This is a genomic window from Clostridium sp. UBA6640 (assembly GCF_002455975.1).
Taxonomy (GTDB): Bacteria; Bacillota; Clostridia; order Clostridiales; family Clostridiaceae; genus Clostridium_J.
This window is the reverse complement of sequence record NZ_DKLM01000109.1, coordinates 17,027-32,091: the sequence shown is the minus strand read 5'-3', so window position 1 is coordinate 32,091 and position 15,065 is coordinate 17,027. Positions and strand designations below refer to the sequence as shown.

Below are 15,065 nucleotides of genomic sequence, written 5' to 3'. Positions count from 1 at the left end.
AACCTTGATATGCCTATGGTTTGATGTATTTTTATTTTTTGTTCTAAAGTAGGTTTAATCTCCATCTTGTAAGCTCTTTTCAATTTCCTTATCCTCCTTAATCTTTTTCTTATGCTTTCTAAGACCGTAAATTCTACAACTAAAAACATGTAATATTGATATTATGTCTTGAACTAATTCTTCTTGAGGTGAAAGACTTTCGTTATTAACAACTATTATTTTAGTATCAAATTTTGTCAAAAATCTTTCAAACCAATTATAACCAAAGCGTACAAATCTATCTTTATGAGTTATTAATATAGAATCAATTTTATTTTCCATACATTCCTCTAAAAGTTTATTCCATTTTTTTCGGTTATAATTTAATCCACTTCCTATATCAGATATAACTTCATCAATGATAATACCTTTAGCATTTGCAAAATTCTTTAGGAATTCAATCTGGTTTTTCAAATCATCTTTTTGATTATTGGTAGATACTCTTGTGTAAATAATTATTTTTCGCTCTACTTCTTTTTTAAGACCTTTGAATTCTAAATATCGGTCGTAAGTATAATACCTTCGATTAGTAGGAGTTCTTTTTGCTTTTAATATATCTTCTCTATCCCAACGTTGAAGTGTTTTTACTGATACATTCAATAACTCAGCAAAATCTTTTGGTTTATAATTTGTAATATGTTTCATTTAATATACTCACATCCTTCTTGTGAGTATATTTCAACATATTTTTACACTGATTCCAATAAACTTAACAACTATTTAGTTGCTCCTTTAAAACCAACTTTAAATATTATATCATTTTAAACATATGAAATAAAATAAATAATCAGAGATGAATTTTTTTGCACTTTCAAAAATAAAAAGCGACAAAGTCGCTTTTTATAAATCATTCTCTGTAATAATATTAAATAATTCCGCTGCTACTTCTCTTTTGCTCATAGCACCTAATGTAATAGAGGTTTTATCTCTATTAATAATAGTTACCTTGTTACTATCCTTACCAAAGCTATCAGTAATATAATTTGCAACAATATAATTGAGATTTTTCTTTTCTAATTTACCTGTAGCATTTTTTATTACATCATTACTTTCAGCAGCAAATCCTACTAAAATTTGATGTTTTTTTAATTCTCCAAGTTTTTTTAGTATATCATTATCTCTTTCAAATTCTAATACTAGATTACCATCACCTTTTTTAATCTTTGTATTAGAATAGTTTTTAATTTTATAATCTGCAACTGCTGCAGACTTTATAGCTATGTCACAATTCTCAAAGTGATTTACTGCTTCATCATACATTTCCCCATTAGTTGTAACCTTAATAAGGTTTACTCCAAAAGGTGTTTTTAAACTAGAAGGCCCACTTATAAGTGTAACCTCAGCTCCTCTGTCTCTAGCTTCTTCTGCAATGGCATATCCCATTTTACCACTAGAGCCATTAGTAACATATCTTACAGGATCAATTGGTGATATAGTTGGTCCTGCTGTGACTAAAACTTTTTTACCTATTAGATCCTTTTTCTCATGAAGTTTACTAATAATAGTTTCTGCTATTAACTCTGTATCCTGAAGCTTTCCATCTCCAACATCTCCACATGCCAATCTTCCACTAGCTGGAGATATAAATTCATATCCAAAGGATTTTAACTTATTCATATTATCTTGCACTATAGGGTTATTATACATATTAGTATTCATGGCTGGTGCAAAAATAACTGGCGCTTTTGTAGCCATTATTGTAGTTGAAAGCATATCGTCTGCTATACCATTAGCAACCTTTCCAATAATGTTAGCTGTTGCAGGCACAACCACTACAAGGTCTGCTTTTTTAGCTAAAGAAATATGTTGAATTTCCCAAGCCTTTGGCTCTGCAAACATATCAGTTATAACCATATTTTGACTTAATGACTGAAAGGTAAGTGGTGTTACAAACTCTGTAGCTGATTTAGTCATTATAACATGAACATTAATGTTCTTTTTTCTTAATTTGCTTATAACATCTAAAGCTTTATAAACAGCTATTCCGCCACTAACCCCTATAACAACTGTTTTTTCGTTTAACATTTTACTTTAATCCTTCTTTCGTGGTTTCAGTTTCAATTGCGCCCTCATTTATTTCATTAATAGCAATTGTAACAGGTTTAGTTGAATCTACAGTTATTAGTGGCTCTTTGCCCTCTATTAATTGTCTTGCTCTTTTAGAAGCCGCAACTACTAACGAATACCTATTATCAACTTTTTCTAATAAATCTACTATTGATGGATTAATCATTGAATTGTTCATGTATTAGAACCTCCCTAATATTTCATCTTTTATTTTATATACTCTACATTTTTCAGCAGTTATTATGCTCTCAATTTTGCTAACTGCTTCATTAACTTCATCATTAATTACTGCATAGTCATACTTTGAGGCAAAAGAAATTTCCTCATAAGCAGAATTTAATCGAGTCTTTAAAGATTCTGGTGTTTCACTGCCTCTATTGGTAATTCTAGATTTTAATTCTTCCATTGACGGAGGTAGTATAAATATAAACACTCCATCTGGATAAGCAGATTTTATCTTTAATGCACCTTGAATATCAATTTCTAGTATTACATCTTTTCCACTTTCCAATACTTCAAAAACCTTAGATTTTGGAGTGCCGTAATAATTTCCATAGACTTCTGCATACTCTAAAAAATCATCACTATCTATTTTTTCTAAAAACTCTTCTTTATCTATAAAAAAATAGTTTAAGCCATCTATCTCTCCATTTCTTGGCTTTCTAGTTGTAGCTGATACTGATATCCATATATCATTTCTTTCTAACAGTGACTTACATACAGTACCTTTCCCAGCTCCTGAAGGACCAGATATAACTAATAATTGACCTTTCACTCCCATTTTATTCATCAACCTCTTCTATATGCTCATCTTCTTTAGAAGATAATCTATGTGCAACAGTTTCTGGTTGAACTGCTGATAAGATTACATGGTCACTGTCTGTTATGATTACTGCTCTAGTCCTTCTGCCATATGTAGCATCAATAAGCATACCTCTATCCCTTGCTTCTTGAATTATTCTTTTAATTGGTGCTGATTCTGGACTTACTATAGCAACCAATCTATTGGCAGAAACTATATTTCCAAATCCTATGTTTATTAATTTTATACCCATTAGTTACCTCCTATTATTCTACATTTTGAACTTGTTCTCTTATCTTCTCAATTTCGCTTTTAATATCCACAGCTAAATTAGTAATTTCTAAATCATTAACTTTAGATGCTATAGTATTACTTTCTCTATTCATCTCTTGAACTATAAAATCTAATTTTCTTCCAACAGGTTCTTCTAATTTTAGTGTTTCCTTGATTTGAGAAATATGACTATTTAGTCTTACAATTTCTTCATCTATTCCTGTTTTATCAGCTAAGAGCACTACTTCCATAGCAATTCTACTTTCATCTAATTGAGATTCTTCTAAAAGTTCCTTAGCTTTTTTAGTTAACTTTTCTCTGTACTCTATGGATACCATTGGTACTCTTTCACTAATTGTATCGGTAAATTTTTTAATTAAATCACATCTATAACTAATATCTTGATTTAATTTTATACCTTCAATTTCTCTCATATGTACTAATGAGGCTAACGCTTCATCTAAAGATACCTGAAGCTCTTCCCAAGCTTCTTCTAAATTTTCTTCTTTTTGCTTTAAATTGATAACCTCAGGAAATCTAGCTAAATTTGTTACTGAAATATCATCTCTTAAATCATACATAGACTGAATTGTTTTAAGGCAGTCCATATAACTTTTTACAAGTTCTTCATTTAAAACTGCCTCTACATTTTCTTTATCATGATGATTTTGTGTTATAAATATATCAATTTTACCTCTTTTAATTTTTTCACTAACAACCTTTCTAATGTTGTCTTCCAATGAAATTAACGCTCTAGGCATCCTTACATTTAGTTCAAAATATCTGTGATTAACACTCTTTATTTCTACAATAAAATTTGAGTGGCCATCACTGCCACTTCCACGCCCAAAGCCTGTCATGCTTTTAATCATAAAAAAACGCATCCTTCCGACTTCTTTGTAAATTCTTTAATACCTATTATACAAAACTTATAACATCAATTTCAAGCTAAAAGTGTAAGTATTAATTAGTAAATTGGAATATTTATTAGATATTTAAAGAAAAACAAATTTATTCATTAATAATAGAGGCAATATTGCCTCTATTATTAATTATTTTAATTATAGACATATAATCATTTTTATAACTTTTAATCATATTTGTCAAGCATTAAAAGTGCATTTTTTGTAGTTTCTATGTCATTAGTTAAAGATATTCTAAAATAGTCATATCCTAAATCTCCAAATACTGATCCTGGCGTTACAACAATTCCATACTTATCTATAAGCTCTGAACAAAACTCATAGGTAGTATAACCTTTAGGAGTTCTACACCAAATATAAAAAGTTGCGTTAGTTTCAAAAAATTTAATATTCTTTTCTTTTAATATTTTCTCTACTTCGCTTCTTCTCGTAGCATAGGTTCTTTTAATATTATTTTTATATTCTTCACCTAACTGTAAAGAAGCATGTGCAGCCTTTTGTATTGGAATAAACTGGCCAGAATCTAAATTGCTTTTAATTTTAGATAGTGCATTTATTACTTCACTTGATCCAACAGCATAACCTATTCTAAATCCTGTCATATTATACAATTTAGAAAAACTTCCAAATTCAACAGACTTTTTTTCTTCATCGAATTGAAGTATACTTATAGGTTTTTCCTCTAAGGGAATTATTTCATTATATGCTGCATCATTGCATAGTATTATATTTTTTTCTCTACAATATGCAATAATTTCTCTAAAAAATTCCTTATTGCCAGTTGCTCCTGTGGGATTATTAGGATAGTTGATGAAGAACAGCTTAGCTCTGCTAGAAATATGCTCTGGAATTTCTTTAAGCTCCATTAAATACCTCTTCTTTTCCTTTAGAGGAATGGTATGAGGCTTACAACCCCATAAATTTGAAGCTATCGAATAAACAGGATAACCCGGCTCTGGCACTAAAACAATATCTCCAATATCGCAAACTGCCGGTATAACGTTGCTTATCCCCTCTTTAGAGCCAATTAAAATAATAACCTCATCTAAGGTTATGTCTACATTAAAAGTATCTTTATAGTGCCTAATAACTTCTTTTTTAAGCTCTAAAGTACCATCATAGGGCGGATATTTATTAAAGCCCTCAATGTTAAATCCATCAACTAATGCCTTTAATATATTTGGATGAACATTTAAATCTGGATCACCAATGCTCAAATCTACAACCACTTTACCATCTTCTTTTCTTTTCTTCTTAATTTCATCAAGTATTTTAAAATGATACTGTTGTAAATTGGTTATTCTATTGTTTATCTTCATATTTAATCACCCTATCTTATATGTTATAAATTATGCTATTCATAACTTATATGAAAGGTTCCATAAATATGAATATTTTTTAATAGTTGTTAATCATTATATATCAACTTTATACAGTTCACAATTATAGCGGCGAACAGTGTTCGCCATAAAACTAGCAATTGAATTGCTGGCTAAAAATAATTTCATCCTTAATTGTGCATTGTGCATTAAAAAAAATACTCCTTGAAATATTTTATTCAAGGAGTATTTTTATTAATGTGAAGCAAATATTATCTTTGCTATAAATATTCCTGCTAATACATACATTACTATGGAAACTTTCTTTTTCTCTTTTCCAAAGATATTATTTAATAAATTAATTGCTGCATAAGATATTACACCTATCGTTAATCCATCTCCTATACTGTAAGTTAATGGCATTAAAGCTAGTGTAAAGAAAGCTGGCACTCCTTCTGTATAATCAGAAAAGTCAATTTTTCTTACGCTATCAATCATATAAAATCCAACTATAATAAGTGCTGGTGCTGTTGCACATCCTGGTATTGACACAAATATTGGTGAGAAAAATAATGCTATTAAAAATAATATTCCTGTTACTACTGAAGCTAGTCCCGTTCTTGCACCTACTGCAACCCCTGCTGAACTTTCAACGTAAGTTGTAACTGTTGAAGTTCCTGCTACTGCACCTAATGTTGTTCCAATAGCATCTACCAATAATGCTTTTCCTGCATTTTTAACTCTTCCTTCTTCATCAATCATTCCAACTTTAGATGCTACACCTACTAAAGTTCCTACAGTATCAAAGAAATCTACAAATAAAAATGTAAATACTATTGTCATAAATGATGCTATTTTTGATGGATCTAATAAATATGAAAAATCTAATTTAAAAGCTATAGGTTTTAAAGATTCATATTTAAATATACCATTAGGTGTAAATATCATATGACTTGCTGCTGCTTCTGGTGATATATACGCGTAAATCCATGCCACTATTGAGCTTCCTAATATTCCCCAAAGTATAGCACCTTTTACATTTTTCTTAGATAAAACAACTGTAAGTAATATTCCTATTGTTGCAATTACAACTGTTGGGCTTGTCAAATCTCCCATCGCTAGTTTTGTTGCTTCATGTGAAACAACTATTCCTGCATTATTAAATCCTATAAAAGCTATAAACAATCCTATACCTGCTGTTACCGCATACTTCAAATTTGTTGGTATTGCATTGACAACCATTTCTCTTACATTAGTTAGTGATAGTAATATAAATATTATACCTTCTACAAATACTGCTGTTAATGCTACTTGCCAAGGAACATTCATTCCCAAAACCACAGAAAAAGCGAAAAAAGCATTTAGTCCCATTCCTGATGCTAAAGCGAATGGTAAGTTTGCATATAATCCCATAAATATAGTAGTTAATCCTGCTGTTAAACAAGTTGCTGTAACAATTGCCCCTGCTGGCATCCCTACGCCCTCTGTGCCGAGGATATCTGCATTTACTGCTATAATATACGCCATTGTTAAGAATGTGGTTATACCGCCTATAATCTCACGTTTAACATTAGTACCATTCTCTGTTAATTTAAAATATTTTTCCATTGTAGCCTCCTTATTTTTTTATTTATTTGAGTAAAACATAACAAAATCACAATTTTTCAATCCATGATTTTGAATTAAGAAAATATCATCGTAATAAATTTGATAATTCATCTTTCTAATTAATTAAAGTTTTCCCAAATTCCTAATTTTTATATTTAATAGTTCATTTGTATTAGCCTATTACAAATGAAAATTAACCACTAAAACATATACTAGTGGTTAATTTTTATATGCTGTACACAGCTATTACAATAAAAATTACACCACATTGATATATATCATTCGTACAAACATGAATTATAATGATGTTTTTTAATCTATCATTCGTACAAATAAATATTACCAACATATTTTTAGTATGTCAACAGTTTTTGCGTACATTTTATTAAATTGTATTCATTTTATTCGTATTTATAGTGTCCTTCCTCAAAAATCTCTCTTATTTTATTCATATCATTTGTTTTTCCTAATGCTACTATAAGCTTTATCCTAGCTTTTTGTCCCGGTAAGCTATCTGCAAATATAACTCCACCAGTTCTTAAATCTTTTCCTCCACCTTCATATCCATAACTATCTAAAACCCTTCCTTTATAACATCTTGAAACTAAAACTACCGGTATTCCTTTTTTTACAGTTTTTTTAACAGTGGCAGCCATCTGAGGTGGAATATTACCTCTTCCCATAGCTTCTATTACTAAGCCTTTTGCACCACTTTCTACACAATAATCTACAAGCTTTCCATCTATACCTGCACAAGCTTTTATTAAATCTACTTTAGTTTCTATTTTATCTGTAGGTATATATTCATGATTTAAGCTTTCTCTATAAAAAATTGCTTTATTATCATCAACAATGCCTATTGGTCCGAATTCAGGACTTTGAAAAGTATTTAGATGCATTGAATGTGATTTTGTAACTTCACTTGCAGCATTTAATTCATTATTTAAACATACTAATACTCCTCTCCCCCTAGCACCCTCAGAAGTCGCTGTACATATTGCTGCTGCCAAATTTGATGGCCCATCATATCCTAGTTCAGAACTATTTCTCATAGATCCTGTAACTACTATTGGTTTTTCACTTTTAATTGTTAGATGTAAAAAATATGCTGTCTCCTCTAAAGTGTCTGTGCCATGGGTAACAACCACTCCATCTACATCATCTTTCTCTAAAAATGTTTTAACATATTTTGAAAGTTCAAGCATAAGGTCTGGTGTAACATGAGGACTAGGCAAGCTTGAAAAATTATAAGACTCCACCTTTGCATAAGATTCTATTCCTGTCACCATAGACATTATCTCTTCTCCACTTAGAGTTGGAACTGCTGCTTGTATTCTTGGGTCAACCTTCATTGATATTGTACCGCCATTGAAAATAACAACTACTTTTTTCATTATAAGTACCTCCTAAATTGGTCAAATATAAATATGTAAAAGCTTTCTTATTTTAAATCATTAGATTATTATTTCATAAATATTTTACAACATATTTAAAATATTTAAAGCCTTTAAATTTAAAACTAAACAATATAGCAAAATTTTTAAACATTATATGTAAAATAACTAAACTATTCCCATTAATAAATTCTCCATAGATAGAGTTCTTCCTTCAATAAAAAAAGAGTAATTATATTGCAAAATCATTTTTTATAATTTTACAATAAATTACCCTCATAAATTATGCTAATCGTTTCTTAAATATTTAAACATTGCTTTTTCTATATCATCTGCTCCATTGTCATCTATAGTGACAACAGACAATTTACCATCTAAGGCTTTCATCTCTATCTCACCTATTTCGCTTCCTGAAATTAAATCGATATCTCTTTTAAAATTCATGATTTTGTACCCATCTTTAATCATTTGATTTATACTTTCCATAGAACTTCTCCTCCTTAGATAATAGATTTTCTTTTGTAATCTTATTATCTGCATTAAGAAACCCTCTTATCCTATAAGGTTTTTATTAATTTATGAAGTTATTTTTATTTTTGGCATTTGTAAATTAATATATAGCTACTTTTACGAAATAAAATTTAAAATAATGACTTTATTAGTTTATTACTTAAAATTTATACAGTATTTTAAGTGTTATAGGGAAATTTTTTATTTATGGATTAAAAATCAAGAATAAGAAATGTATTAAGAAAAATAATTTTACATAATCTAACTTATTTTTAATTTTTTTGAAAAAAATAATAGCTATGAGCTAACTTTCAACTCATAGCTATTATTTAGACTAATAAAACATGTACTATAAAATTATACAAATTAATCCGCCACTACCTTCATTAATGATTTTTTGAAGGGTTCTTTGAAGCTTATGTTGAACATCATCTGGCATTTTATAAAGTTTACTTTGAAGTCCTTCTTTAACCAAAACCTCAAGTGGTTTACCAAACATATTACTTTGCCAAATTTGTGATGGATCATTTTCAAACTGATCAAGAATTGATTTGTAAAATTCTTCACTTTGCTTTTCGCTTCCCATAATAGGAACTTCTGTTTCTATATCTGCTCTAATTATATGAAGTGACGGAGCTGATGCTTTAAGTTTAACTCCTTTCTTGCCTCCGCTATTAATAAGCTCAGGTACTTCTAATTTCATTTCTGATAATTGAGGTGCAACTAATCCATAGCCTGTATTATTCACATCTATTAATGCTTCTGCAATCTTATCATATTCTACCTTAGCCCTGTAGAAGCTTTCCATCATCTTCAGTAGTTCACTTTCGCTATTAATTTCAGTATTACATACTTCACCAAGTATTCTATAAAACAATTCCTGTTTTGGAATTATATTGACCTGAGCAGTCCCATCACCCATATTCATTTCTTTAACTTTTATTCCTGATAAGAATTCTACTCCCTCGAAACACTCTAAAGCCTTTTTAATATCTCTTACCTTAAATATATCTTTACACATTCCTCTAAGTATAGTCATAAAATTAATCTTTAACCAATGCTTACTGTTAAGGGTCTCTATCCACTCTGGCATATCTATGTTGATTTCCTTAACTGGGAACTCTTTAAGTACATTACTAAATATGTCTGATACATCTTGCTCATTCATTTCCATTACATTAATTAATTGTACTGGAACATCATATTTTTCTTCTAATTCTTTTTGAAGCTCCATGCTTTCTGGGGATTTTATGTCTTTACAGTTACATAACATTATAAATGGTTTATTTATTCTTTTTAGTTCCTCTACAACCCTTTCTTCAGCCTCAACATAATCGCCTCTCTGTAAACCTGTTACTGTTCCATCAGTGGTTACTAATATGCCGATAGTAGAATGCTCATTTATAACCTTTTTGGTTCCAATTTCTGCTGCTTCTTCAAAGGGTATTTCATAGTCATACCAAGGTGTAGTTACCATCTTAGGTGCATTTTCTTCATTATATCCTAAAGAATTTTTAACTATATATCCAACACAGTCCACCATTCTAACCTTAAACTTAGTGCCATTTTCAAGTTTCACTTCTACTGCTTCATTAGGCACAAATTTGGGTTCCGTTGTATGAATTGATTTGCCAGAACCGCTTTGTGGAAGTTCATCTTTAGCTCTTTCTTTTTTGTGGACATTATCTATGTTAGGTATTACCATCATCTCCATAAATCTTTTTATGAAGGTTGACTTTCCTGTTCTTACTGGGCCGACTACCCCTACATATATGTCCCCTTGAGTCCTTTCAGCAATATCTTTGTATATATCAAAGTTTTCCAAGTTCCACCCTCCTGTAACTAAATATTAACACTATATATATATTGAAAAAAACTTTTAAATATACCAATTTTTTATTGAATATTTAAGGAACTCTTAAGGTGTAGATTTATTGATTAAAACTTTAGTTTATACGATATTTTAATCTTCTATATAAAAATTAAGAATTAGATTTCATTTAAAAATCCATTAAAGAAATTAATTTATAAAATTAATTTCCCCATAATTATCAACTGTCCATTCTCAATCCTCTGATATCTAAAGTATATAAAAAAAGAAAGAAGATAACTCTTCTTTCTTTACATATTCTTTATGACATAAAATTATGCTCATCTTTTTTGTCTCTTGACATTAATTCATAAACTCCATATTTAGGGTCTTTATCTTCAAATAGAACCTTATATAAGGTATCTGTTATAGGCATAGATATCTGTTCTCTTTCTTTTAATTCATAGAAGGCTTTGCAAGCTTTTATTCCTTCAACTACCATCCCTACTTCTTTTGTAGCTTCTTCTCTAGTTAAGCCTTTTCCTATTAGTATTCCCGCTCTTCTATTTCTACTATGGATACTAGTACAAGTTACTATAAGATCTCCCATTCCTGTAAGTCCGTAAAAGGTTTCTGCTCTTCCGCCTAGCTTCATACCTATCTTAATTATTTCACTCATACCTCTAGTCATTAATGCAGCTTTTGTGTTATCACCATAACCAATTCCATCAGATATACCTGCTGCTAATGCTATAATGTTTTTACAAGCTCCACCAATTTCTACTCCTATTAAATCATCATTTGTGTAAACTCTAAATTTATTTGACATAAATATATCCTGCACCGTACTTGCTGCTTCCATATTCTTCGAGGAAACAACTATGGTAGTTGGTATATCTTGTGCTACTTCTTCCGCATGACTTGGACCTGAAATTACAACTATAGGTATATCCTTTATTTCTTCTTCTATTATCTCTGACATTCTCTTTAAAGTTCCGCCTTCTATTCCCTTAGCAACAGTAGCTACAATTTGAGAACTGCTAATATATTGTGATAGTTTTTTACTAACTTCTCTTATAGCATGAGATGGCACAGCTAACACAACTATATTACTATCCTTTACCGCCTTTTCCATATCTGAATAAGCAGTTATATTTGAAGGCATTGCTACATTTGGCAAATATTTTATATTTTCTCTTTTTATATTTATATCCTCAACTATAGCTCTATCATTTGCCCAAATAGAAACCTCTATTCCTTTTTTGGATAACATAACTCCTAAGGCAGTGCCAAAGCTTCCTCCGCCTAAAAATGCAACCTTTAACATAACCTTAAATCATCTCCCCAAAACCCTTTTATTCTTTTCTTTCTCTAAATATTAGTTTAATACCTGTTCCTTTAAAGTCAAAGCTTTCTCTCAATTGATTTTGTAAATATCTCTCATAAGAGAAATGTAGTAAGCTAGGGTCATTAACAAAAAATATAAAAGTCGGTGGCTTTGTATCTACTTGTGTTACATAGAATATTTTTAATCTTCTAAGTGCTACTACTGGTGGTTCTTTCATAAGTACTGCTCTACTTATTACATCATTTAGCACTCCTGTAGCTATCCTCTTATTATAGTTATCATAACATTCTTTAGCCATCTGAAGAACTCTATTTACCCTTTGGCCAGTTTTAGCCGAAATAAATAAATATGATGCATAAGACATAAATGATAAACCTTTAGCAATATCCATTTGGAAGTTTCTCATAGTCTTATCATCTTTCTCTATTAAATCCCACTTATTAACAACAACCATAATTGCTTTATTTAACTCATGAGCATATCCTACAATCTTCTCATCTTGATCACTTAAGCCCTCAGTGGCATCAATCATAAGAATACATATGTCTGCTCTTTCAATAGCAGCCAATGTTCTAACCACACTATATCGTTCTATTTCTTCTTTAATTTTACTCTTTCTTCTAAGCCCTGCTGTATCTATTAATGTAAATTTACCTTCTTCTGTCTCTATTTTGCTATCTATAGCATCTCTTGTTGTCCCTGGAATATTACTTACAATATTTCTCTCTTCCCCTAAAATTTTATTTATAAGAGATGATTTTCCTACATTTGGTTTTCCAATCATAGCAATTTTTATGTACTCTTCTTCTTCCTCTGATAACTGATCCTCATTAAAATGAGCAACAACTTCATCAAGCATATCTCCAAGTCCTAATCCTTGAGATGCAGATATTGCTACAGGATTTCCTATACCTAAATTATAAAACTCAAAAGCATTATCTTCTAGTTCTATTCTATCTATTTTATTAACCACTAGTACTATTGGTTTTTTAGACTTTCTAAGCATTTGAGCCACTTCATGATCTGAAGGATGAAGCCCAGCTTTTCCATCAACTATAAAGACAATAACATCTGCTGTTTCTATAGCCATGTTCGCTTGTCTTCTCATCTGTGCCATGATAATATCTTCATTTTCTGGCTCAATACCACCAGTATCAATTATTGTAAAATTATGTCTAAGCCACTCAGCTTCAGCATATATTCTATCCCTCGTCACCCCTGGTGTATCTTCAACTATAGCTATTCTTTTTCCAGCTAATTTATTAAATAATGTGGATTTACCAACATTAGGTCTTCCAACTATTGCAACTATTGGCTTTCCCATTTTACTCCTCCTCTAAATGTTTATTTAGTATATTTATTAGATCATCTCCAGCATAATCACACACTAAGAATTTCTTATTTAGTATCTTCTCCAAATCTCTTACAGTATAATCATCTAGTAATAATCCTTCTACCTCTTCTCCAAGCTCATATCCTTTTTTCAGCATATTATTTGGAATTATAATATAATCTCCTAGAGTTTCTTCCTTAGCAGTATTAATTATATCTATACCAGTTAAAAGTCCTGCTACAGTTATTGTGGTACCAAAAAACTTATTTTCTACTGCTATTACATTAATTTTAATGTTGGAATTTACTTTCATTATATTACTCGCAACTTCCTCTAAAACTGTTTTAGCAGAAACCCCTGTAATTATAGTAAATTTTCCTTTAGCCTTTTTATTTAAATATTCCACTTGTTCTTTTATAGTATTTTTTAATATTCTTATCATTCCGATTCCATCTTCTAACTGCTCATATCCCCCATAATGTTCTTCTGTTGGAGGTTCACTTCCAGCCATTACATAAAACTCATCAGATAATCTTACAAAAGGAGTTCCACTTTCTTTTACATACTTATCTTGAAGAACTTTAACACTTTCTATAAGTTCCTTAGATTTCTCCTTAGTAAATAGTTTTAAATGTGGTAAATTAGCTCTATATTTAGTTATTCCTAGTGGAACTACTGCTAAATTTTCCACGCTTGGGTAAAGAACATATAAATCCTCAATAGTTCTTATAAGTTCTTCTCCATCATTTATGCCAGGGCAGCAAACTACTTGAGTATTTACCTTTATGTCTGCTTCTGCTAGCCTTTTTAGTATATCATATATGTTGCCAGCAAATCTATTATTTAACATTTTTATCCTTAGCTCAGGATTTGTAGTATGTACGGATACGTTTATAGGACTAATTCTATATTTTATTATTCTTTCAATATCCTCTTCCTTCATATTAGTTAAAGTTAGAAAATTTCCTTGTAAAAAAGATAATCTTGAATCATCATCCTTAAAATATAAAGTTTGTCTCATACCTGGTGGCAATTGGTCAATAAAGCAAAATACACATTTATTATGACAGCTCATAGGCCTATCTAATATAGCTTCTTTAAATACTATACCTAGATCTTCATCATAATCCTTTTCTATTTCTATTTCCCATATCTCACCATCAGGTTTTTCAACTTCTAGCTCTAAATACTCATCGGTGATTAAGAATTTATAATCTATAATATCCTTAACATTATTACCGTTAATACTGATAAGCTTGTCACCTGATTCAATTTCCACTTCTTCTGCTATGCTATTAGGAAGAATCTTTGATACTAAATTTTTCACATTTCTTCCTCCTGTTCTATTAGTTTTTATACTATATTTTGAAATAATAGTAGTATTTGAATTTTTTAAATTAACATTATACAAATTTTATATTAACTTATATTTAAAATAATTAAAATAAATTTATTATTGCTTTCATAAAACTCATAACAATTATTTATTATATTTAGTTTTATCTTTAATTTTAACTTTATATTTTTTCAAAAAAACATATTATATCTGCTATTATGTTATAATATATCAATTATATTCAATAGTCAATGTAAATGCATAAGGGTTATTATAGATGTACCACTTCTAAATTTGATCTAT

General features: G+C 29.8%; 15 protein-coding genes. All 15 read right to left on the bottom strand.

The window, feature by feature from the left end; translation table 11 throughout:
* Window positions 1-83: helix-turn-helix domain-containing protein (locus B2W91_RS11970; protein ID WP_291581225.1), on the bottom strand; the 83-nt coding region annotated here is incomplete at its 3' end.
* Window positions 55-675, bottom strand: coding sequence for an IS607 family transposase (locus B2W91_RS11965; protein WP_291581223.1), 621 nt, complete (start codon window positions 673-675; stop codon window positions 55-57). The genes B2W91_RS11970 and B2W91_RS11965, both read right to left, overlap by 29 nt.
* 204 nt (window positions 676-879) lie before the next feature.
* Complete coding sequence (gene coaBC / locus B2W91_RS11960) at window positions 880-2,064, bottom strand: bifunctional phosphopantothenoylcysteine decarboxylase/phosphopantothenate--cysteine ligase CoaBC (protein WP_291581220.1); 1,185 nt, start codon at window positions 2,062-2,064, stop codon at window positions 880-882.
* Window position 2,065: 1 nt separating this feature from the next.
* The gene (gene rpoZ / locus B2W91_RS11955) at window positions 2,066-2,284 is read right to left on the bottom strand and encodes a DNA-directed RNA polymerase subunit omega (RefSeq protein ID WP_291581218.1); all 219 of its coding nucleotides are present in this window, start codon (window positions 2,282-2,284) and stop codon (window positions 2,066-2,068) included.
* Window positions 2,285-2,287: 3 nt separating this feature from the next.
* The gene (gmk, locus tag B2W91_RS11950; protein ID WP_291581216.1) at window positions 2,288-2,896 is read right to left on the bottom strand and encodes a guanylate kinase; all 609 of its coding nucleotides are present in this window, start codon (window positions 2,894-2,896) and stop codon (window positions 2,288-2,290) included.
* Complete coding sequence (remA, locus tag B2W91_RS11945; protein WP_039631486.1) at window positions 2,889-3,161, bottom strand: extracellular matrix/biofilm regulator RemA; 273 nt, start codon at window positions 3,159-3,161, stop codon at window positions 2,889-2,891. The genes gmk and remA overlap by 8 nt, the downstream gene beginning before the upstream one ends.
* Before the next feature lie 13 nt (window positions 3,162-3,174).
* Window positions 3,175-4,053 (bottom strand): YicC/YloC family endoribonuclease, encoded by an 879-nt coding sequence (locus tag B2W91_RS11940; RefSeq protein WP_291581214.1) that lies wholly within the window; start codon window positions 4,051-4,053, stop codon window positions 3,175-3,177.
* A gap of 218 nt (window positions 4,054-4,271) precedes the next feature.
* Window positions 4,272-5,423, bottom strand: coding sequence for an aminotransferase class I/II-fold pyridoxal phosphate-dependent enzyme (locus B2W91_RS11935; protein ID WP_291581211.1), 1,152 nt, complete (start codon window positions 5,421-5,423; stop codon window positions 4,272-4,274).
* Between the two features lie 255 nt (window positions 5,424-5,678).
* Window positions 5,679-7,031 (bottom strand): NCS2 family permease, encoded by a 1,353-nt coding sequence (locus tag B2W91_RS11930; RefSeq protein ID WP_291581209.1) that lies wholly within the window; start codon window positions 7,029-7,031, stop codon window positions 5,679-5,681.
* Window positions 7,032-7,432: 401 nt separating this feature from the next.
* Complete coding sequence (locus tag B2W91_RS11925) at window positions 7,433-8,425, bottom strand: asparaginase (RefSeq protein WP_291581207.1); 993 nt, start codon at window positions 8,423-8,425, stop codon at window positions 7,433-7,435.
* Window positions 8,426-8,713: 288 nt separating this feature from the next.
* Window positions 8,714-8,911, bottom strand: coding sequence for a hypothetical protein (locus B2W91_RS11920; RefSeq protein WP_291581204.1), 198 nt, complete (start codon window positions 8,909-8,911; stop codon window positions 8,714-8,716).
* A gap of 373 nt (window positions 8,912-9,284) precedes the next feature.
* The gene (spoIVA, locus tag B2W91_RS11915; protein ID WP_291581202.1) at window positions 9,285-10,760 is read right to left on the bottom strand and encodes a stage IV sporulation protein A; all 1,476 of its coding nucleotides are present in this window, start codon (window positions 10,758-10,760) and stop codon (window positions 9,285-9,287) included.
* Between the two features lie 307 nt (window positions 10,761-11,067).
* Window positions 11,068-12,072: an NAD(P)H-dependent glycerol-3-phosphate dehydrogenase gene (locus tag B2W91_RS11910; protein WP_291581199.1), complete on the bottom strand. Its 1,005-nt coding sequence runs from the start codon at window positions 12,070-12,072 to the stop codon at window positions 11,068-11,070.
* Between the two features lie 28 nt (window positions 12,073-12,100).
* Window positions 12,101-13,417: a ribosome biogenesis GTPase Der gene (gene der, locus B2W91_RS11905; protein WP_291581197.1), complete on the bottom strand. Its 1,317-nt coding sequence runs from the start codon at window positions 13,415-13,417 to the stop codon at window positions 12,101-12,103.
* A 1-nt stretch (window position 13,418) separates the two neighbouring features.
* Window positions 13,419-14,753, bottom strand: coding sequence for a DUF512 domain-containing protein (locus B2W91_RS11900; RefSeq protein ID WP_291581195.1), 1,335 nt, complete (start codon window positions 14,751-14,753; stop codon window positions 13,419-13,421).
* Window positions 14,754-15,065 lie beyond the last annotated feature (312 nt).

What these genes read in the sequence shown, in the direction of transcription:
- B2W91_RS11935 (WP_291581211.1), bottom strand. Translation starts at nt 5,423, where the DNA reads ATGAAGATAAACAATAGAATAACCAATTTACAACAGTATCATTTTAAA.
- B2W91_RS11910 (WP_291581199.1), bottom strand. Translation starts at nt 12,072, where the DNA reads ATGTTAAAGGTTGCATTTTTAGGCGGAGGAAGCTTTGGCACTGCCTTA.
- gmk (WP_291581216.1), bottom strand. Translation starts at nt 2,896, where the DNA reads ATGAATAAAATGGGAGTGAAAGGTCAATTATTAGTTATATCTGGTCCT.
- B2W91_RS11920 (WP_291581204.1), bottom strand. Translation starts at nt 8,911, where the DNA reads ATGGAAAGTATAAATCAAATGATTAAAGATGGGTACAAAATCATGAAT.
- remA (WP_039631486.1), bottom strand. Translation starts at nt 3,161, where the DNA reads ATGGGTATAAAATTAATAAACATAGGATTTGGAAATATAGTTTCTGCC.
- der (WP_291581197.1), bottom strand. Translation starts at nt 13,417, where the DNA reads ATGGGAAAGCCAATAGTTGCAATAGTTGGAAGACCTAATGTTGGTAAA.
- coaBC (WP_291581220.1), bottom strand. Translation starts at nt 2,064, where the DNA reads ATGTTAAACGAAAAAACAGTTGTTATAGGGGTTAGTGGCGGAATAGCT.
- B2W91_RS11930 (WP_291581209.1), bottom strand. Translation starts at nt 7,031, where the DNA reads ATGGAAAAATATTTTAAATTAACAGAGAATGGTACTAATGTTAAACGT.
- B2W91_RS11940 (WP_291581214.1), bottom strand. Translation starts at nt 4,053, where the DNA reads ATGATTAAAAGCATGACAGGCTTTGGGCGTGGAAGTGGCAGTGATGGC.
- rpoZ (WP_291581218.1), bottom strand. Translation starts at nt 2,284, where the DNA reads ATGAACAATTCAATGATTAATCCATCAATAGTAGATTTATTAGAAAAA.
- B2W91_RS11925 (WP_291581207.1), bottom strand. Translation starts at nt 8,425, where the DNA reads ATGAAAAAAGTAGTTGTTATTTTCAATGGCGGTACAATATCAATGAAG.